Origin of the sequence: Phaeobacter sp. CAU 1743, from assembly GCF_039839315.1 — a bacterium.
GTDB lineage: Bacteria > Pseudomonadota > Alphaproteobacteria > Rhodobacterales > Rhodobacteraceae > Phycobacter > Phycobacter gallaeciensis_A.
In genome coordinates this window covers 24,600-42,310 of the sequence record NZ_JBDOQR010000032.1, presented here as the reverse complement: position 1 = coordinate 42,310, position 17,711 = coordinate 24,600, and the positions used below count along the sequence as shown (strand labels likewise).

The window sequence follows — 17,711 nt, the reverse complement described above, 5'->3', positions numbered from 1 at the left end:
CCCTCTTCAGAATTCACGTGAGGATGGCGCCCGTGACAGATGACGACCAAAAGCAGCGCATGGCGCAGCTGGAGGCAAAGCTGGCGGAGGCGCGTAAGGCCCAGGAGCCCAAGCCGCGCGTGGATGAACACTACTCTCTGGCCAATCAGGCCTGGCGGATGGTGATCGAATTGGTAGCCGGTCTCGGGATCGGCTTTGGCATCGGATACGGGCTGGACCACCTGTTTGGAACCCTGCCCATCTTCATGGTGCTGTTCATAATGCTGGGGCTTGCCGCCGGGGTGAAGACGATGCTTCGCACGGCGCAGGAGATCCAGAACGAGAAACTGGCCGAAGAGGCCGACAAAAATGCGCAAGACCGGGGCTGACCCTAAGGGGGGAGGCACTGGCGACAGGAGACACGGACAGATGGGCAAGATTTTCTTTTACGCGGCACTGGTGCTGGCCCTTGTAGCAGGGGTTGTGTTTGCACCCGAGCACGCCGCCCTGGCGATCCACCCGATGGATCAGTTCATCGTGACCCCGCTGTTCGGCGGTGACCACATTTCCTGGTACACCCCCACCAACGTGACCCTGTGGATGGGCCTCGCGGTTGTTGCAGTCTTCGCGCTGCTGGTTCTGGGCTCTTCGCGCCGCGCCATCGTGCCGAGCCGTGCCCAGTCGGTTGCGGAACTGGCCTACGGCTTCATCTACAAGATGGTTGAAGACGTTGCAGGTAAGGACGGTGTGAAGTTCTTCCCCTACATCATGACCCTGTTCATGTTCATCGTGATGGCGAACTTCCTGGGTCTGCTGCCGATGTCCTTCACCACCACCTCGCACATCGCCGTGACCGCGGTTCTGGCTGCGCTGGTGTTTTTCACCGTGACCATCGTTGGCTTCGTCAAAAACGGCGCCGGTTTCCTAGGCCTGTTCTGGGTGTCGAGCGCGCCGCTGCCGCTGCGCCCCATCTTGGCCATTATCGAACTGATTTCCTACTTCGTGCGCCCCGTCAGCCACTCCATTCGTCTTGCGGGTAACGTCATGGCTGGCCACGCGGTTCTGAAGGTGTTCGCAGGTTTTGCCGCCGCTCTGGGCGCATTCAGCTTCCTGCCGATCTTTGCCATCACCGCAGTTTACGCTCTCGAAGTTCTCGTGGCCTTCATCCAGGCCTACGTCTTTACCATCCTGACTTGCGTGTACCTCAAGGACGCACTGCACCCGAGCCACTAAGGCAGGATCGTTCCCTCATCCGGGTGAGCTGTCCGGCTCACCCGAGACCCTAAATCACCAATTCCATCGTAAGGAGAAAACCCATGGAAGGCGATATCGCACAACTCGGTCAGTTCATCGGCGCAGGCCTGGCAGCAATCGGTTCCGGCGCAGCCGCAATCGGTGTGGGCCACGTAGCCGGCAACTTCCTGGCAGGCGCTCTGCGCAACCCGTCGGCAGCCGCCGGCCAGACCGCAACTCTCTTCATCGGCATCGCCTTTGCAGAAGCTCTGGGCATCTTCTCGTTCCTGGTCGCTCTGCTGCTGATGTTCGCTGTCTAAGACCTCAGGAACCTCAATCCTTACGGCCGGGCAGTGCGGATCATCGCGCTGCCCGGTGTAACGGCAAGTTCCCAAGGAGAACGACATGGCATCAAATACGCAAGAGGCAGCACACGGCGCGGCGGACGCAGCGCACGGGTCTGCACCGGGCATGCCGCAACTGGATTTCTCGACCTTCGGAAACCAGATATTCTGGCTCGCCGTTTCGCTGGTCGTGATCTACCTCATTCTGTCGCGCGTGGCTCTGCCCCGCATTGCGGCGGTACTGGCGGAACGCCAGGGAACGATCACCAATGACCTCGCCGCGGCTGAAGATCTGAAAGCCAAAGCGGTCGAGGCCGAAAACGCATATAACAAGGCTCTGGCCGACGCACGCGCCGAGGCGCAACGCATCGCCGCCGAGACCCGCGCGGAAATTCAGGCCGATCTGAACGATGCAATCGCCAAGGCGGATGCACAGATCGCCGATAAGGCCGCCGAGTCCGAAAAGGCCATCGCAGAGATCAAAGCCGACGCGCTGGAAAGCGTGAAGGTTGTGGCGACCGACACCGCAGAGGCGCTGGTTGCAGCACTGGGCGGCAAGGCGGACGCGAAAGCGGTATCGGCTGCGGTCGATGAACGGATGAAAGGATAAGGACATGCGCACAGTTCTGGCAATTGCCCTGACCCTTGGCGCCACTTCCCCGGCCTTTGCCGCAAGTGGTCCGTTCCTGTCCATGAGCAACACCAACTTTGTTGTTCTGATCGCGTTCCTTCTGTTCGTCGGCATTCTGCTGTTCGTGAAGGTGCCGAGCCTGCTGGGCAGCCAGCTGGATTCGCGCGCCGAAGGTATCCAGAAAGAGCTGGACGAAGCCCGCGCCCTGCGGGAAGAAGCCCAGACCATCCTGGCCTCCTACGAGCGTAAGCAGCAGGAAGTCCAGGCGCAGGCCGACCGCATCGTTGCGGCCGCCCGCGAGGACGCCGTCAAAGCCGCAGATGAAGCAAAATCCGATCTGGAAACCTCGATTGCACGCCGTCTGGCCGCAGCCGAAGAGCAGATCGCTTCTGCCGAAGCATCGGCTGTGAAGGAAGTGCGTGATCAGGCCATTTCCATCGCGGTTGCAGCTGCGGATCAGGTTATCGCCAAGCAGATGACTGCGACTGAGGCGAACAAGCTGATCGACGCGGCCATCGCGGATGTGGACGCCAAACTGCACTGATCCTCAGTCAGTTTAAAACCTTAGAAAACCCGGGCGATAACGCCCGGGTTTTTTTTTGTTTTCCGGGGGGCTTCTGCGGGCCGGGACCGTTTCCCATCCTTTTGGATAGGAGGGCTAACCCGTCAGCATCGCGGACTGTTCTCCTGCCGCGCTGCGGCGCGCAGGCCTGTCGGGTATGGTGGATTAAGCAACGTTCCAAGGAACCGGAGGACGCTATGACGCCGCAGCAAAGCCGCCTGAAGACATTTCACCCGATGGGACCGTCGGGTGCGTTTGAACCGCTGGCAATCGCCGTGGCGCTGGAAACCCCAGGTGCAAGCATCATCGACACGCAATGCCTTGGCGCCTTGGGACCGGTTCGCAAACGGCTGGCAGAGACCGATCCGTCGCGTGGCTTCTTGATGGATTTTGCAGCCGCCTGAAGAAGATTAAAACGGGTTGCAACACGCCCCTTCTCCCGCCCGGATGGACGTGCCTGTGCTCTCTCCACAGGCGGCGCCACCGGGCCGGATGTATTTCACGGATCAGCAGCCCGGCGGCGTTAACCATCATTTACGTATGCTCGGTTATGGTTTTATGGTTGTTATGAGTAGCAGTTTTGAAAGGTGTCCGGATGGACAAGGTAGATCTGGACCGGCAGATTAAAGACGCGGTCGGCGCGCATGGATGCTGGAAACTACAGCTGAAAGAGGCCGTTGCGACCGGCAAGCTGCCTTGGTCGGCAGAGCAGATTTCCCAGGACGACCAATGCACTTTTGGAAAATGGCTGGTAAAGCTGCGTCAGGATCCCGAAATCGGTGACTCTCCGTACTTTCAGGCTGTAGCGCAGGCGCATAGTCGTTTTCATCAGGCGGCGGGTCATATCGCGACCTGTGTGGAAAAGAACCGGCGGGATGCGGCGGCAGAGCTGCTGAGCAGTGGCGATTTTCAGAAGATCGCGGACCGGCTTGGCAAGGCGATCATCGACTGGCGGAAAAGCCTGCACTAGGCGCAGATGGCTGTGTCGCGTGGGCGCAGTCATCCAAAGTCCGCCCGTCTGGGTCAGGATTTGCTTTTTTCGTGTTCCAGCCGCTGCCGGGCAACATCGGCGTTCCGCTCGGCGCGCTGGTGGTCCATCAGGGCCTGTTTCACATAATCCAGATGCCGTTCCACGGCTGCGCGCGCTGCCGCGGGATCACGCGCCTGCAGTGCGGCATTGATGGCTTCGTGCTGCTCCAGGATCGCCTCATACGAGGTATACTGCTGAAACATGACCTTGCGATTGTAGAACACCCCTTCGCGCAGCAGATCGATCATCGACCGCATCATATGCAGCATCACCACGTTGTGGCTGGCATCCATGATCGCGGAATGAAACTGCGCATCCAGCTTTGCAGCTTCTTCGGATTCGGCGGGGTTTCCAGCGGCTTTCATCTTGTCAAAGATGGTCTGGATTACTTTCAGATCATCGTCTGACCCCAGCCGCGCTGCACGTTCGGCGGCCAGACCTTCCATGTCGCGGCGGAAGGACAGGTAATCGAACAGCGCCTCATCATGGCTGGAAAACAGCTGCACTAGCGCGGGGGAAAAGGCCGAGCCCAGAACATCGCCGACAAAAACACCTGATCCCGCTTTCGAGGTCAAAAGCCCGCGTTCCTGCAGCTCGCCGATGGCTTCGCGCAGCGAGGGGCGTGATACGCCCAGACGTTCCGCTAGTTCCCGCTCGGCCGGCAGGCGCTCACCAGGCGACAGGATACCTCGCAGAATCAGCTGCTCGATCTGGCGCACGACCGAGGTCGAGAGTTTTTCCGGCTGAACTTTCTGAAACGGCATCGGAGCCTCGGGATCTGTGTATTGCAGGACGGGAGTGGTTTTCCCGAATTGGTCAAATCATATGACCGCATCTCAGGCAAGACCGCAAGTCATGCGCAAGATCCGTAAAATCCCGATCACCTTTTTGAAATAAAAGGTCAGTTATATTGACTTACCTGCAAGAAAGATTGCCAATCACCCAAAGGCGTGCAGTCAGGAGGGTTTCATGCAGCTGAAAGACATATTTGCCAGTCGTGCGATGCGGATGAAGGCGTCGGAAATTCGCGAGTTGCTGAAACTTCTGGATCAGCCAGGCATTCTGTCCTTTGCAGGTGGCATTCCCGACCCGAACCTGTTCCCGGCCGAGGCTTTTGCCGAAGCGTTCCAAGGCGCCTTGTCCGGCGGACAGCAAGCACAGTCCCTGCAATATTCGGTCAGCGAAGGATACCTGCCGCTGAAAGAATGGATCGTTGGTCAGATGGCGCGCATGGGCGTTGACTGTGACCCGGACAACATCCTGATCACCTCAGGCTCGCAGCAGGGGCTGGATTACCTTGGCAAACTGTTCCTGTCGCCAGGGGACACCGCGCTGGTGACGGCGCCGACCTATTTGGGGGCGCTGGCCGCCTTCAACGCCTATGAACCGCGCTATGATCAGCTGAACCTGTCCGGGAACCGCACGGCACAAAGCTATCGCGATGGCGCTGCACAGAATGGTGGGGCGGTCAAATTCGCCTATCTTTCAGCGGATTTTGCCAACCCGACTGGGGAGACCGTCGGTCAGGCCGACCGGGAACGTCTGCTGGATCTCGCCGAAGACCTGCAATGCGCCATCGTCGAAGACGGTGCCTATCAGGACCTGCGCTATGACGGCGATCCGGTGCCGCCCATTCTGGCGCTTGAGCAGGCGAAGAAGGGAACGCTGGACAACTGCCGCACAATCTACTGCGGCACCTTTTCCAAAACCCTGTCGCCAGGGCTTCGCGTTGGCTGGATCGTCGCGGCCCGGCCGGTGATTGCACAGATGGTGCTGATCAAACAGGCGGCGGATCTGCACTCGCCAACCCTGAACCAGATGGCAGTAAACGCCGTTGCGCGTCAGCAGTTCGACAGCCATGTGGAAAAGGTCCGCGCCGCTTACAAGGCGCGCCGGGACGCCATGCTGCGCGCGCTGAAGCAGCACATGCCGCCGGGCGTGGATTGGACCCGCCCCGAAGGCGGCATGTTCATCTGGATTACTCTGCCTGCGGGGCTGAACGGGGCGCAGCTTCTGGCGCGCTCGCTGGACAGCGTGAAGGTGGCCTTTGTGCCCGGTCAGGCCTTTTTTGCCGATGGCGGTGGCCCCAACACGATCCGGCTCAGCTACTCGGTGCTGGATGAGGCGGCGATTGAAGAGGGGATCGCTCGTCTGGCCCGTCTGATCGCAGAGACTCTGGCAGAGCTGGACGCTGTGTCGCCTCGGCAGGTCAGCGCAGAGGTGGTATGATCACTTCCGAGCCTCTCGTATTGAGGGCGAGGAAGCAACCGTGAGGCGGCCATGCGTGTACTAAGTCTTCTGTGCGTTCTGCTGGTGGCGGGCTGTGATACCCCGAGTGCGCATTTCCGGGGTGTTGCGCCTGCGCGGATTACGGTCGAGGGCAGCACCTTTGATATCCGTCAGCGCGGAACTCTGGTCGAGGCGGTGCGCATCAACCCGCAATATGCGCCCCGGCTGGGACCACTGCGGCACCGGGCCAGACGGGCAATGGCGGCCTCTACCGGCTGCCGTGTCCTCTGGGTCAGCGGTGATCAGGCGGTGCTTGTCGGGCGTTTGTCCTGCCCGTAAAAGGCCAGTTCCGGAAATTTTTCCCGCTGAGGTTGTATTTCTCGGGATTATCCACAAGATATAGTGGCCAAAGCAGGCAGGCTTGCCCGATTTGGGGGCTGTGGCGTTGACTCAAGACCCGCGAACCTGCTGAGGTTCACTATCACGGAATCACTCAGGGGCAGCTTTGCGCTTTTCCAAACTCAGGCTCAACGGCTTCAAAAGCTTTGTCGATCCGACCGATCTGATCATCGCGGATGGGCTGACCGGCGTTGTCGGGCCGAATGGCTGTGGCAAGTCGAACCTTTTGGAGGCGCTGCGCTGGGTGATGGGCGAAACCCGCGCCCGGGCCATGCGTGGCGGCGGTATGGAGGACGTAATCTTTGCCGGGACGACCTCCCGTTCGGCGCGCAATTTCGCCGAGGTCAGCCTGCAGATCGACAACAGCGACCGGTTGGCACCCTCGGGGTTCAACGACAGCGATCAGCTGGAAATCGTGCGCCGGATCACCCGCGATGTGGGCAGCGCCTATAAATCCAACGGCAAGGATGTGCGCGCGCGGGACGTGCAGATGCTGTTTGCCGATGCCTCGACCGGGGCGCATTCGCCTGCGCTGGTGCGGCAGGGGCAGATTTCCGAACTGATCAATGCCAAACCCAAGGCGCGCCGCCGTATTCTGGAAGAGGCGGCCGGCATCTCGGGGCTCTATCAGCGCCGCCACGAGGCAGAGCTAAAGCTGAAGAACACTGAACAGAACCTGCTTCGCGTCGATGATGTGATCGAACAGCTGGCGGCGCAGCTTTCGCAGCTGGCGCGTCAGGCGAAACAGGCGCAGCGCTATCGTGATATCGGGGAAAAACTGCGCCTCGCCGAGGGCATGCTGCTGTACCGCCGCTGGCGCGAGGCAGACGACGCCCGCGCCGCCGCCGAGGAAGAGCTGAGTACCCGCGTCACACAGGCGGCCAAGGCAGAGGCGCTGAGCCGTGCGGCGGGCGCCAAGCGGGCCGAAGATGAGGCCGCCCTGCCGCCCCTGCGCGAAGAAGAAGCAATTGCGGCGGCAATCCTGCAGCGCCTGATGGTACAGCGCGATGCGCTGAGCGATCAGGACGCGCAGGCGCGTCAGGCCATTGAACGGCTGACCTCCCGTATTCAGCAGCTCGGCAACGATATCGAGCGTGAGACTGGTCTGAACCGGGATGCGGGCGAAACCATCGAACGGCTGGATTGGGAACAACGGGAACTGGCCAAGGCCAGCGAAGGCCACGAGGATCGTCTGGCCGAGGCCTCTGATCTGGCGCGCGATGCCGGGCAGATCCTTGAGGCCCGCGAGGACCACCTGTCGCAGGTCACCGAGGATGTGGCCCGTCTGGTGGCCCGTCACCAATCGGCGCGGCGTCTGGTCGAGGATTGCCAGCGTGCGCTGCAACGGGCCACGGACGAAGGCGAGAAATCCCGCGGTGCCCAGGCAGAGGCCGAAGAGGCACTGGAGCAAGCAACCGAACGGTTCGAAGAGGCTGTCACTGCCGAGGAAGACGCCCGCGAGGCCGCAGAGGCCGCCGAAGAGGCACTCGCTGCTGCCGATGAAATGCGGGCGGACACGCAGGAACGCGAAACCGAGGCGCGCGCGCAGCGATCTGAGGCCGAGGGCGAGTTGGGCACCCTGCGGGCCGAGGTCACGGCACTGGCGAAACTGGTGGAACGGGACACCGCTGAAGGCGGCCAGATCCTGGATGAGCTGAGCGTGGCCCCGGGTTATGAAAAGGCGCTTGGCGCGGCGCTCGCCGATGATCTGCGCGCGCCGATGGCCGATGTGGACGGGCCGACCGGCTGGGTCACACTGGCGGGATATGATCGCGATGTGCCTTTGCCTGATGGGGTAGAGCCGCTGGCGAAATATGTGTCTGGCCCGGTGGCGCTGGGGCGGCGGATCGGACAGATCGGATTGGTAGATGGTGACACGGCCCGCGATCTGCAGTCGCAGCTGCAACCGGGGCAGCGTCTGGTAACGCTGGAGGGCGATCTGTGGCGCTGGGATGGCTATCGGTCCTGGGCCGAAGATGCGCCAAGCGCCGCCGCCCTGCGGCTGGAACAGCTGAACCGGCTGGAGGCGCTGAAACAGGATCTGGAACGCGTCGGTGCCCGCGCGGATGGCGCCCGCGCCGCCCATGATGCGCTGCTGCGCAAATTGGAAGAGGTGTCTCAGGCGGATCAGCTGGCTCGCCAGGCCCGCCGCGCCGCCGATCAACGCGTTGCCGATGCCGCCCGGGCGCTGAGCAGGGCGGAGGCTGACCGGAATATGGCCGAGGGCAAGCTGGAAACCCTGGGCATCGCGGTGACCCGGCATGAAGAAGACGCCATGGCCGCCCGCCTGCAATTGACAGATGCCGAGACCGCGTTGGCAGAACTCGGGGATCTGGAGCAGGCCCGCGCCATGGTCGAGGAGATCAAGCAGCAGGTCGAGGCGGCGCGGATCACCATGCTGACCCACCGCTCGGCCCATGATGAGCTGCGCCGCGAAGGCGAAGCACGCACCAAACGGGCGCAGCAGGTCACCAAGGACCTGTCGGGCTGGCGTCACCGGTTAGACACTGCCGAGCGCAGGATCGCTGAGTTGGCCGAACGGCGCGAGGCCTCTCAGGAAGAGCTGGAAGACGCCCACGCGGTACCCGCCGAGATTGCCGAAAAGCGCGAAGAGCTGAATGAGGCCATCGAAGAGGCCGAAGCACGCAAGGCAGCAGCGACCGATGCGCTGATCGCGGCAGAGGCGGTGCTGCGCGAGACGGTGCAGGCTGAACGCGATTGCGAGCGTCTGGCCTCCGAAGCGCGCGAGGCGCGGGCCAGATCCGAAGCCCGGTTCGAGGCCGCGCGGGAAACCGTGACCCATGCTGCGGAACGGATCGCAGAAGAGCAGAACTGCGCGCCGCAGGCGCTGCTGGAACAGCTTGATACCGACCCCGATCAGATGCCCACGGCCGAGACGCTGGAGGCCGAGGTTTCTCGTCACAAGCGGCAGCGCGATGCGCTGGGCGCGGTGAACCTGCGGGCCGAGGAAGACGCCCGGGAGATCCAGACCGAACATGACGAGCTGGTGTCGGAAAAACAGGACCTGGAAGAGGCCGTGCGGACCCTGCGCAGCGGCATCGCCAGCCTCAACCGCGAAGGGCGCGAACGGCTGCTGACCGCGTTTGAGCAGGTCAACGCCAGTTTCGCGATGCTGTTCACCCATCTGTTCGGCGGCGGCGAGGCCAACCTTGTGATGGTCGAAAGCGACGATCCGCTGGATGCGGGACTTGAGATCATGTGCCAGCCGCCGGGCAAGAAACTGTCGACCCTGTCGCTGCTCTCGGGTGGTGAGCAGACCCTGACGGCGATGGCGCTGATCTTTGCCGTCTTCCTGTCCAACCCGGCGCCGATCTGTGTGCTGGACGAGGTCGACGCGCCGCTGGATGATGCCAATGTGACCCGGTTCTGCGATCTGCTGGACGAAATGTGCCGCCAGACTGATACCCGGTTCCTGATCATCACCCACCACGCGGTCACCATGGCCCGCATGGACCGGCTGTTCGGGGTGACGATGCAGGAAAAAGGCGTCAGCCAGCTGGTTTCTGTCGATCTGAAAAAGGCAGAAGCGCTGGTCGCCTGATCCTCGATCTAAGCAAGGCGACTTTAGGTTATGGCGCGGGCGACTTCCTTGTGTGGCCGAGACGTCCTGCTTAGGATCGGTACAAGTGTTTTCAGGAGACCTAGTATGTACCCTTCACGATGCCTCGCCATCCTCACGGCCGCTGCGCTGACTCTGCCCATTGCAGCACAGGCCGAACCCGTTTTTGCGACGGATGGCGATAGCCTTTACAGGTTCTTCGAAAATGAAGGGGCAGAGGTCGAAGCGACAACGGACAATGTTGGCGATCCCAAGCTGCGCGTGACTTATTACGGCAGTGATTTCTCAGTCTATTACTACGGCTGTGACAACAACACCGACTGCAACGCGGTCCAGTTCTTTTCCGGCTACCAGACCGAAGGATCGGTACGGCTGGCCAAGATCAATGAATGGAACACGGAGAACCGGTTTGCACGTGCCTATATCTCGGATGAAGGGTCGGCCCGCATCGAGATGGATATCTATCTGGGCCGGGACGGTGTCAGTGCTGATGACTTTGCCCAGCAGGTGTCACTCTGGGCACGGGCCATGAAAGACTTCGAAACCTTCATCGACTGGTAGGCAGGCACGCGGGACAGGTATTTTCGGCGTCACCGGATCGTGACCTGCGCCCGGCGGCTTTTGCGATATACCGGGGGCATGACACGTGTTTCCCTTATTGCCTGCTCTCTTGCCGCCGCCATGATCTGTCTTGGCGCAGCCTCGGCCGATGCGGAAGACTGGAATCTGAAACCCGCCGACCAACCCTTTGCTCCGTCTGAGCTCGCGGCGCTGCCTGGGCAGGCCTTCGTGTTCTTTGATGACGGTGAGGCGCGGTTCGGCAAGGATGGTGCCTATTCCTATACCAACTCGGCCGCCAATGGCGGGGCCACCAGCTGGGGCAGCTACCGGATCGCACAAGATGGCAGCGTCTGCATCGATTATGTCGACGGGTTTTCGCGCTGCGATCTCTATGTGCACAGCCATGGCCGGGTGGTGCTGATCAACCAGGCTGGCGACCGGTTTCCCGTGCGTTAGAGCCGGTTTAGCAGGGCCGGAGTGGGCCAGGCGTCAGCGGGCAGGCCAAGGCGTTCTTGCTCTTTTTGTACCGCGATCCGGGTCTTGGCGCCCAGAATGCCGTCGATGTCTCCCACGTCGTGACCGCGCGCCTGCAGTTTCTGTTGCAACTGTTTCATCCCGGCGCCGCTGAGGCCCTGATCGGGGCTTCCGGCGTCATAGATCGCCGCGCCTTCCAGCCGGGTTGCGAAATAGGCGGCCGTCATCACGTAGGTGAAGCTTTGGTTCCATTCGAAATAAACATCGAAATTGGGGTAGGCGAGGAAGGCAGGTCCCTTATGGCCCTGCGGGACGATCAGCGAGGCGCGCATGGCTGGATCGGGCAGGCGCCCTTCGCGGGGTACGACGCCCATCCGCTGCCAGTCCGCCACCGACAGCTTTTGCGCAGGTCCGGTGAGCGACAGGTCCATACCCTTGGGCAGCGTCACCTCCTGAATCCAGGGCTGATCCGGCTGCCAGCCCAGATGCGACAGCATCTTGGCTCCCGACATCAGTGCATCCGGTGCCGAGGTTTTCAGGGTGACATGCCCGTCGCCATCGGCATCAACGCCATTGTCCAGAATATCGCGGGGTAGCATCTGTACCATGCCGATCTCTCCGGCCCAGGCGCCAGTGGTGCGGGCCGGGTCAAAATCGCCGTGCCGGAACAGCTCAAGCGCGGCAAAAATCTGCGGGCGGAATAATTCGGGACGGCGGCAGTCATGCGAAAGGGTGACCAGCGCATTGCGGGTGTTGAAATCGCCCTGAAAGGCGCCAAAGTCGGTTTCAAATGCCCAGAAGGCCAGAAGTACACCGCGGTTGATGCCGTAGGTGTTTTCGATGCGGCGGAAGGTGCTGTCATGCTTTTTCGACATGGCCCGGCCCCGGTCGATCCGGTTCTGGGAAATCAGTCGCCGCGAAAACTCGATGAAGGGTTTCTGAAACACACCCTGCGCCCGGTCTGCGCGCAGCACCTTGGGGTCCTGTTTGGTGCCTTTGAAGAACGCATTCACTGTGGCAGCATCGTAGCCCGCTGTCACCGCTTCCTGTTTCAGGCCCTGTACGAAGTCAGAGAAGCTGCCGCCACATTGGGCGAAGGTGCCGGTGGGCAGCATCGCGGCTGCCAGGGCCAGGATCAGTTTGCGCATGTCTTGGGCGTCCTTTCTAGACCGTGATTGCCCCAAGTGTGTGCTAGAAGATCAACGCAATAGCAACCGTCAGCAGCAGGCCAAGTCCCCAGGTTTTCCAAAGCATCTCGGTGCAGCGCCGGATTGCCTCGGCGCCGATGCCCTTGGCACCATCTTCGTGCACCCAGGGAAATTCTTGCATCTCGCCGTCATAGGAGCGGGGGCCCGATAGGGCAGCATCAAGCGCCCGCGCCATGGCAGCCTCGGGCCAGCCGGCATTCGGGGAGCGATGCTTGCGGGCGTCCTCGGCAATCGCGGACCAGTCCCGCAAGGTTCCTCCGGCCAGCGCCATCAAAAGCGACGTCAGCCGCGCCGGGATCCAGTTCACCAGGTCATCGAGCCGCGCCGCCGCCCAGCCAAAGTCGCGATAACGCGCGTTGCGGTAGCCGATCATGCTGTCGGCGGTGTTGATCATCTTGTAGGCCAGCAATCCGGGTAGCCCGGCGATCAGAAACCAGAAGGCGGGTGCGATCACCCCGTCCGACATGTTTTCGGCGCCGCTTTCGATGGCAGCGCGGGCGACCTGTGGGCCGGTCATCTCGGTGGTGTCGCGGCTGACGATCATGGCAACTGCCGCGCGGCCGCCGTGCAGACCGTCCTTTTGCAGGCCCTGAACCACCGCCTGCAGATGATCGCAGAGCGAGCGCTGGGCGATCAGGATTGCGGCCACGAGGATCTCCATCAAGGCGCCAAAGAGTGACAGCAGCCAACCGATCAGCAGTCCGGTGATGACAAGGACCAGAACGGCGACCACGCCCTTGGCCCGGCGCCCGGCGCCGGAGTTAAGCCGTGCATCGAGGGCACCAACCAGTTGCCCCATCAGCACCGCCGGATGCGGTAATCTGTTCCACAGCCAACGGGGTTCCCCCAGAATGGCATCTAGGATCAGGGCGGGGATCAGAAGGGTTGCGGTGATCAAAGGGCGGCCTCCAGCCGGTCCCAGCCTGCTGCCGGAGGCAGGCCAAGGCGCAGGTAGGTGTCTGAATAGGGGAAAATGCGGCTCCAGATATGGGCGCGCGCCAGTCGCTGCTGCCAGGCGGCGGCATCATCGACGTGATAGAGACGGAACAGATCGGTGCCGCCCGCCAGTTCCGCGCCTTTGGGCAGGATCATGTCGTCCATCCGAGCAGCGTCCTCCGCCAGCCTTGTGCGGGTCTGCGCCGCCCAATCTGTATCCGAAAGCGCCTGGATGCCACTTTTCAGCGCCGGACCGGACACTGACCAGGGGCCTTGCAGTTCAGAGAGGCGGGAGATCAGCTCCGGATCACCGATGGCAAAGCCAAGGCGCAGACCGGCCAGCCCCCAGAACTTGCCAAAGCTTTTCAACACCAGCGTGCCGGGTTCTGCCGCCAGATGGATCAGGCTCTGATCAGGGCAGATGTCGCAGAAGCTTTCATCGATGATACGGAAGGGCGCAGCCAGCTCTTCGGCTTGCCACTGGCGGCCGGTAGGATTGTTGGGGTGTACCGCGACGCAGGCTTCGGCGGGGCCTTGGCCCGTGATGCTCCAGCCATGGGCGCGAAAGGCGGCCGCGTGCTCGTTATAGGTCGGTGTCTCAATCCGCACCCAGCGCGGATCGGCCAGCGCAGGGGCCAGGGCAATCAGGGAGGAGGCACCGGGGGCGGAAAGGATCTCGGCTCCCTCCGGAACATTCCAGAACCGGCGCGCTGCCTGATGCAGATCGTGGCTTGCAGCGCTGTCAGGCAGCGCCGACCAATCGGCTTCTGTGAAACATGGAAGCGGGTAGGGGGCCGGGTTGATGCCGGTGGAGAGGTCGATCCAACCCTCTCGTGTCCCGCCGTATTGTTCCATCGCGGCCGCGAGATTGCCGCCGTGATCGCGCTGCGCGTTCTTGCTTGCTGTATTGCTTGCTACCATTGCAGGCCCTGACTCGTGAAAAGGCCACGGGACATCCCGGTGCCGGACCCGGGCCGTATGAAACAGCCCGGGTGATAAGGCAACCGAATGTCGCAATCAGAAGCTGCAATGCAGGCCCGAAAGCCCCAAAAGTAAGGAATTCCTTAGCCTCGCCCGTGCGGTTCCAGCCAGTCGATCACCGGGTTGATGGGCAGAATCCGGTTCGGGTTAATGGTGTCATGGCTATAGTGATAGTGGCGCACGATGTGATCCATACCGATGGTCTGCTGCACACCGGGCAACTGATACAGTTCGCGCGTATAGGCCCAGAGGTTCGGGTAATCGATGATGCGTTTGCGGTTGCATTTGAAATGCAGGTGATAGACCGGATCGAACCGCAGGAGGGTGGTGAACAGGCGCCAGTCGGCCTCGGTCACGCGTGTGCCGAGCAGGTAACGATGCTCGGACAGGAGGTCCTCCAGCCAGTCCAGCGTGTCGAAGAGCGGGGTGACTGCCTCGTCATAGGCAGCCTGACTGGTGGCAAAGCCGCAGCGGTAGACGCCATTGTTCACCGTGTCATAGACGCGCGCGTTCACCGCCTCGATCGGCTCCCGCAGCTCCTCGGGCCAGTAATCGTCCCGGTTACCGGTCAGATCATCAAAAGCCGAGTTGAACATGCGGATGATTTCCGAGCTTTCGTTCGACACGATGGTTTCGCGCTGCTTGTCCCAGAGGATCGGCACCGTGACGCGCCCGGAATAGGTCGGATCGGCGCGGGTGTAGATCTCGTAGGCGTAATCGTGACCGAAAAGGGTGTCGCCGGTGGCACCATGTTCGTCTTTCTCAAAGGTCCAGCCCCGGTCCAGCATGTCGGGATGCACCACTGAGACTGAGATATGGTCGGTCAGCTCTTTCAGCTGGCGAAAGATCAGCGTCCGGTGGGCCCAGGGGCAGGCGAGAGAGACATAGAGGTGATACCGCCCGCTTTCGGCGGCAAATCCCGAATCGCCCGATGGTCCGGCGCTGCCATCCGCCGTAATCCAGTTGCGAAACTGCGATACGGAGCGTTCAAAGGCGCCGCCTGTGGATTTGGTATCATACCATTTGTCGTGCCAGGTACCGTCTATCAAAAGACCCATTGTTTTCGCTCCTTCCGTTCCATGCCCGCAAACTAGGCACTTCGGAGGGTGTCGCCCATGCCGACAGGCGCGCAGCCTCCCTGCGGATCTGCACAACCTGCAGGAAGCAGCAGCCACGGGTGCCGCAGCATTGAAAAAAGTTCACTTGATTTTAGGCAATTATGAGTCACCCTAGAGAGGCTCAGCAGAGCCGATCAGATGATCCACCGGAAAGGCAGATGCCATGACCACCTATGTTCCGAAAGCCGTTCAAGAGGCGCTGGACGCCGCCCGCGTTCAGGGGCTGAAAAAGAAAAGTCGCCTGCGCGTGCAGGTCGGAGAGTCTCAGTTTCCGGTTCTGCGCATGTGGAAGACCGGTTTTTCGGTGGAAGAGGCAACCGCGCCGCAACTGCGGGGCCTCGTCGATCTCTATGATGGTGCCCGCCACATCTCGCAGTGCCTGATCGTCGCCTCTGAGGCGGAGGGTGGCGAAATGCGGTACGAGTTCAAGCGTTCCACTGCTGCCGCCGACACCGCGCCGCTGGATTTCTATCGCGCGCCGGACGCGCCGGTGGCTCTGATCGCTTATGACGGGGTGCATGGCGAGGCCTGAAACGAGCCCGCTCTGACCTATTCCAATTCCGAGCCCGAAGATCGGGCCGATATTTTCGGGCGCAGCGTGATCGCTGCGCCTGCTTCTGTGGAATTACTGCAGATCCGAGAAAGCCTCGGTCAGGCGGCGGCAGGCTTCCTCGATGCGGGAACGCTGGGTGCCGAGGTTGAACCGCAGGAAGTTCTCGCCCCCGGTGCCAAAGGTGGTGCCGTGGTTGGCGGCGATCTTTGCGCCCTGTTCGACCCGTTTGGTGAATTCCTCGCGGCTCATCCCGGTGCCGGAGAAATCGACCCAGGACAGGTAGGTGGCTGCCAACGGCATCGAGGACAGGCCGGGGATCTTTTCGATCGCTGCGTCAAAGACCTTCCGGTTGCCATCCAGATAGGCGATCAGCTGGTCTGCCCATGCGGCGCCATCGGGGGAATAGGCGGCAGCGGTGGCGTATTGCCCGGCCGAATTCGGCGCCAGCGCCAGGGCCAGCATGCGGCGCTGGAACTGTTCGCGCAGATGCGGGTCGGGGATGATCACCTGACCGGTGTGCAGCCCGGCAAAGTTGAAGGTCTTCGACGGTGCGGTCAGCATCAAGAGCCGTTCGGTCACCTCGGGCACGGCGTTCTGCATCGGGATGTGGGTGTGGCCGGGGTAGACCAGATCGTGGTGGATCTCGTCCGACAACAGGATCAGGTCGTGGCGTTTGGCGAAATCCGCAACCGCCTGCAGCTCTTCCTGGCTCCAGACGCGGCCGCCCGGATTGTGCGGCGAGCAGAGGATCACCATCTTTTCTTTGCCGGTCATCTGCGCGTCATAGGCGTCGAAATCCATCTCGTAACGCCCGTTATTGTTGGTCATCAGGCACTCGACCACTTCGCGGCCCGCATTGCGGATCACTTTGGCAAAGGCGTGGTAGACCGGGGTGAACAGGACGATGCCATCGCCCGGCTGGGTGAAGGTATCAAGGCACATGCCGACGCCGTTCACGAGGCCGGTCGTGGTGAAGATCGCATCGGCTTCGACCTGCCAGCCGTGGCGGTTCTGCATCCACCATTGGATCGCGTTCTTGTAGGGTTCGTCACAGTTTACATAGCCATACACGCCATGATCTGCCATTTCACGCATCTTGTCGGTGACCGCAGGGGGCACCGGGAAATCCATATCGGCCACCCACATCGCAAGCCCTTCATCGGGCGAGACGCCATAAAGGCTCTCCATCATGTCCCATTTGGCGCAATGGGTGCCGCGACGGTCGATCAGGGTGTCAAAATCCATGGTTTAAACTCCGGTTGTTTGGCAGAGAAGCTACGCACAATGACGCTGCGCGCAAGGGGGGCGTTGCAGGGCGGGGTGCAATCGCCTAAATCAAGCGCATGAAACGTCCTATCCTGATCCATCCCGACCCCCGCCTGAAAAAGGTCTGCGTACCGGTTGCCGATATTTCGGACGATCTGCGCACCCTGGCTGATGACATGCTGGAAACCATGTATGCGGCGCCGGGCATCGGTCTGGCGGCGCCGCAGGTTGGCATCCTGCAACGGGTGATCGCACTGGATTGCGCCAAGGAAGGCGAGGGCGATGCGCGCCCGCTGGTGATGTTCAACCCCGCTGTGATTGCATCTTCGGACGAAACCAACGTCTACGAGGAAGGCTGCCTGTCGATCCCCGAGCAATACGCCGAAGTCACCCGCCCCAAAGTGGTCGAAGTGGAATGGATGGATCGGGACGGCAATGCGCAGCGCGAAACCTTTGACGGGCTCTGGGCGACCTGCGTGCAGCACGAGATCGACCATCTGAACGGGAAACTGTTCATCGATTACCTGAAACCGCTGAAGCGGCAGATGATCACCCGCAAAATGCAAAAGCTGAAACGCGAGCGCGCCCGGGAGCAGTAAAGCTCTGCCCGGAACGCTGAAAGAGGGG

20 protein-coding genes are annotated in these 17,711 nt (G+C 61.6%); 14 read left to right on the top strand and 6 right to left on the bottom strand.

The features are described from left to right. The first annotated feature begins 23 nt into the window (after window positions 1-23). From AAFO90_RS13595 to AAFO90_RS13565, 7 genes are all read left to right on the top strand, one after another. Window positions 24-368, top strand: a complete 345-nt coding sequence (locus tag AAFO90_RS13595; protein ID WP_197492345.1) for an AtpZ/AtpI family protein — start codon at window positions 24-26, stop codon at window positions 366-368. Window positions 369-408: 40 nt separating this feature from the next. Beyond that, window positions 409-1,212, top strand: coding sequence for a F0F1 ATP synthase subunit A (locus AAFO90_RS13590; RefSeq protein ID WP_347509732.1), 804 nt, complete (start codon window positions 409-411; stop codon window positions 1,210-1,212). Window positions 1,213-1,295: 83 nt separating this feature from the next. After that, window positions 1,296-1,532 (top strand): F0F1 ATP synthase subunit C, encoded by a 237-nt coding sequence (locus AAFO90_RS13585; RefSeq protein WP_008205040.1) that lies wholly within the window; start codon window positions 1,296-1,298, stop codon window positions 1,530-1,532. 85 nt (window positions 1,533-1,617) lie between these two features. After that, window positions 1,618-2,166, top strand: a complete 549-nt coding sequence (locus AAFO90_RS13580) for a F0F1 ATP synthase subunit B' (protein ID WP_347509731.1) — start codon at window positions 1,618-1,620, stop codon at window positions 2,164-2,166. Between the two features lie 4 nt (window positions 2,167-2,170). Beyond that, window positions 2,171-2,731, top strand: coding sequence for a F0F1 ATP synthase subunit B (locus AAFO90_RS13575; RefSeq protein WP_065271557.1), 561 nt, complete (start codon window positions 2,171-2,173; stop codon window positions 2,729-2,731). 215 nt (window positions 2,732-2,946) lie between these two features. Further along, window positions 2,947-3,153 carry a hypothetical protein gene (locus AAFO90_RS13570; RefSeq protein ID WP_347509730.1) on the top strand — a complete coding sequence of 69 codons (207 nt, stop codon included), beginning with the start codon at window positions 2,947-2,949 and terminating at the stop codon, window positions 3,151-3,153. A gap of 191 nt (window positions 3,154-3,344) precedes the next feature. Further along, window positions 3,345-3,719: a CZB domain-containing protein gene (locus AAFO90_RS13565; protein ID WP_274830310.1), complete on the top strand. Its 375-nt coding sequence runs from the start codon at window positions 3,345-3,347 to the stop codon at window positions 3,717-3,719. A 53-nt stretch (window positions 3,720-3,772) separates the two neighbouring features. On the opposite strand, the gene AAFO90_RS13560 is transcribed toward AAFO90_RS13565, so the two are convergent. Continuing rightward, entirely contained in the window at window positions 3,773-4,543 is a 771-nt protein-coding gene (locus AAFO90_RS13560) for an FCD domain-containing protein (RefSeq protein ID WP_065271554.1), read from the bottom strand. Between the two features lie 205 nt (window positions 4,544-4,748). Between AAFO90_RS13560 and AAFO90_RS13555 the strand changes: the two genes are divergently transcribed. The 5 genes from AAFO90_RS13555 to AAFO90_RS13535 all read left to right on the top strand — a co-directional run bounded on the left by AAFO90_RS13555 (window position 4,749) and on the right by AAFO90_RS13535 (window position 11,004). Further along, the gene (locus tag AAFO90_RS13555) at window positions 4,749-6,008 is read left to right on the top strand and encodes a PLP-dependent aminotransferase family protein (protein ID WP_347509729.1); all 1,260 of its coding nucleotides are present in this window, start codon (window positions 4,749-4,751) and stop codon (window positions 6,006-6,008) included. 51 nt (window positions 6,009-6,059) lie between these two features. Then, window positions 6,060-6,347 (top strand): hypothetical protein, encoded by a 288-nt coding sequence (locus tag AAFO90_RS13550; protein WP_274833341.1) that lies wholly within the window; start codon window positions 6,060-6,062, stop codon window positions 6,345-6,347. Window positions 6,348-6,513: 166 nt separating this feature from the next. Further along, entirely contained in the window at window positions 6,514-9,969 is a 3,456-nt protein-coding gene (locus AAFO90_RS13545; protein ID WP_347509728.1) for an AAA family ATPase, read from the top strand. A 105-nt stretch (window positions 9,970-10,074) separates the two neighbouring features. Continuing rightward, window positions 10,075-10,548, top strand: coding sequence for a YbjN domain-containing protein (locus AAFO90_RS13540; RefSeq protein WP_065271550.1), 474 nt, complete (start codon window positions 10,075-10,077; stop codon window positions 10,546-10,548). Between the two features lie 78 nt (window positions 10,549-10,626). Continuing rightward, window positions 10,627-11,004 carry a hypothetical protein gene (locus tag AAFO90_RS13535; protein WP_347509727.1) on the top strand — a complete coding sequence of 126 codons (378 nt, stop codon included), beginning with the start codon at window positions 10,627-10,629 and terminating at the stop codon, window positions 11,002-11,004. Here AAFO90_RS13535 and AAFO90_RS13530 read toward each other — a convergent pair. The 4 genes from AAFO90_RS13530 to AAFO90_RS13515 all read right to left on the bottom strand — a co-directional run bounded on the left by AAFO90_RS13530 (window position 11,001) and on the right by AAFO90_RS13515 (window position 15,205). Next, window positions 11,001-12,170: a lytic murein transglycosylase gene (locus AAFO90_RS13530; RefSeq protein WP_347509726.1), complete on the bottom strand. Its 1,170-nt coding sequence runs from the start codon at window positions 12,168-12,170 to the stop codon at window positions 11,001-11,003. The genes AAFO90_RS13535 and AAFO90_RS13530 overlap by 4 nt on opposite strands. A gap of 43 nt (window positions 12,171-12,213) precedes the next feature. Next, on the bottom strand, window positions 12,214-13,128 hold the full coding sequence (gene cbiB / locus AAFO90_RS13525) for an adenosylcobinamide-phosphate synthase CbiB (protein WP_347509725.1): 915 nt from the start codon (window positions 13,126-13,128) through the stop codon (window positions 12,214-12,216). Then, window positions 13,125-14,087, bottom strand: a complete 963-nt coding sequence (locus AAFO90_RS13520) for a threonine-phosphate decarboxylase (RefSeq protein ID WP_347509724.1) — start codon at window positions 14,085-14,087, stop codon at window positions 13,125-13,127. Before AAFO90_RS13520 ends, cbiB begins: the two co-directional genes overlap by 4 nt. Window positions 14,088-14,230: 143 nt before the next feature. Further along, window positions 14,231-15,205: a glutathione S-transferase family protein gene (locus AAFO90_RS13515; protein WP_347509723.1), complete on the bottom strand. Its 975-nt coding sequence runs from the start codon at window positions 15,203-15,205 to the stop codon at window positions 14,231-14,233. A 223-nt stretch (window positions 15,206-15,428) separates the two neighbouring features. Here AAFO90_RS13515 and AAFO90_RS13510 point away from each other — a divergent pair, with 223 nt between their 5' ends. Beyond that, the gene (locus AAFO90_RS13510; RefSeq protein WP_274830300.1) at window positions 15,429-15,797 is read left to right on the top strand and encodes a hypothetical protein; all 369 of its coding nucleotides are present in this window, start codon (window positions 15,429-15,431) and stop codon (window positions 15,795-15,797) included. A gap of 93 nt (window positions 15,798-15,890) precedes the next feature. Here the strand turns inward: AAFO90_RS13510 and AAFO90_RS13505 are convergent, their stop codons facing one another. Next, entirely contained in the window at window positions 15,891-17,063 is a 1,173-nt protein-coding gene (locus tag AAFO90_RS13505) for a MalY/PatB family protein (protein ID WP_347509722.1), read from the bottom strand. A gap of 98 nt (window positions 17,064-17,161) precedes the next feature. On the opposite strand from AAFO90_RS13505, the gene def reads away from it, so the two are divergent. Then, window positions 17,162-17,683, top strand: a complete 522-nt coding sequence (def, locus tag AAFO90_RS13500) for a peptide deformylase (protein ID WP_274833349.1) — start codon at window positions 17,162-17,164, stop codon at window positions 17,681-17,683. Window positions 17,684-17,711: the final 28 nt, after the last annotated feature.

Coding starts and splice junctions, on each gene's coding strand:
- AAFO90_RS13595 (WP_197492345.1), top strand. CDS start 24: ATGGCGCCCGTGACAGATGACGACCAAAAGCAGCGCATGGCGCAGCTG.
- AAFO90_RS13590 (WP_347509732.1), top strand. CDS start 409: ATGGGCAAGATTTTCTTTTACGCGGCACTGGTGCTGGCCCTTGTAGCA.
- AAFO90_RS13585 (WP_008205040.1), top strand. CDS start 1,296: ATGGAAGGCGATATCGCACAACTCGGTCAGTTCATCGGCGCAGGCCTG.
- AAFO90_RS13580 (WP_347509731.1), top strand. CDS start 1,618: ATGGCATCAAATACGCAAGAGGCAGCACACGGCGCGGCGGACGCAGCG.
- AAFO90_RS13575 (WP_065271557.1), top strand. CDS start 2,171: ATGCGCACAGTTCTGGCAATTGCCCTGACCCTTGGCGCCACTTCCCCG.
- AAFO90_RS13570 (WP_347509730.1), top strand. CDS start 2,947: ATGACGCCGCAGCAAAGCCGCCTGAAGACATTTCACCCGATGGGACCG.
- AAFO90_RS13565 (WP_274830310.1), top strand. CDS start 3,345: ATGGACAAGGTAGATCTGGACCGGCAGATTAAAGACGCGGTCGGCGCG.
- AAFO90_RS13560 (WP_065271554.1), bottom strand. CDS start 4,543: ATGCCGTTTCAGAAAGTTCAGCCGGAAAAACTCTCGACCTCGGTCGTG.
- AAFO90_RS13555 (WP_347509729.1), top strand. CDS start 4,749: ATGCAGCTGAAAGACATATTTGCCAGTCGTGCGATGCGGATGAAGGCG.
- AAFO90_RS13550 (WP_274833341.1), top strand. CDS start 6,060: ATGCGTGTACTAAGTCTTCTGTGCGTTCTGCTGGTGGCGGGCTGTGAT.
- AAFO90_RS13540 (WP_065271550.1), top strand. CDS start 10,075: ATGTACCCTTCACGATGCCTCGCCATCCTCACGGCCGCTGCGCTGACT.
- AAFO90_RS13535 (WP_347509727.1), top strand. CDS start 10,627: ATGACACGTGTTTCCCTTATTGCCTGCTCTCTTGCCGCCGCCATGATC.
- AAFO90_RS13530 (WP_347509726.1), bottom strand. CDS start 12,170: ATGCGCAAACTGATCCTGGCCCTGGCAGCCGCGATGCTGCCCACCGGC.
- AAFO90_RS13520 (WP_347509724.1), bottom strand. CDS start 14,087: ATGGTAGCAAGCAATACAGCAAGCAAGAACGCGCAGCGCGATCACGGC.
- AAFO90_RS13515 (WP_347509723.1), bottom strand. CDS start 15,205: ATGGGTCTTTTGATAGACGGTACCTGGCACGACAAATGGTATGATACC.
- AAFO90_RS13510 (WP_274830300.1), top strand. CDS start 15,429: ATGACCACCTATGTTCCGAAAGCCGTTCAAGAGGCGCTGGACGCCGCC.
- AAFO90_RS13505 (WP_347509722.1), bottom strand. CDS start 17,063: ATGGATTTTGACACCCTGATCGACCGTCGCGGCACCCATTGCGCCAAA.
- def (WP_274833349.1), top strand. CDS start 17,162: ATGAAACGTCCTATCCTGATCCATCCCGACCCCCGCCTGAAAAAGGTC.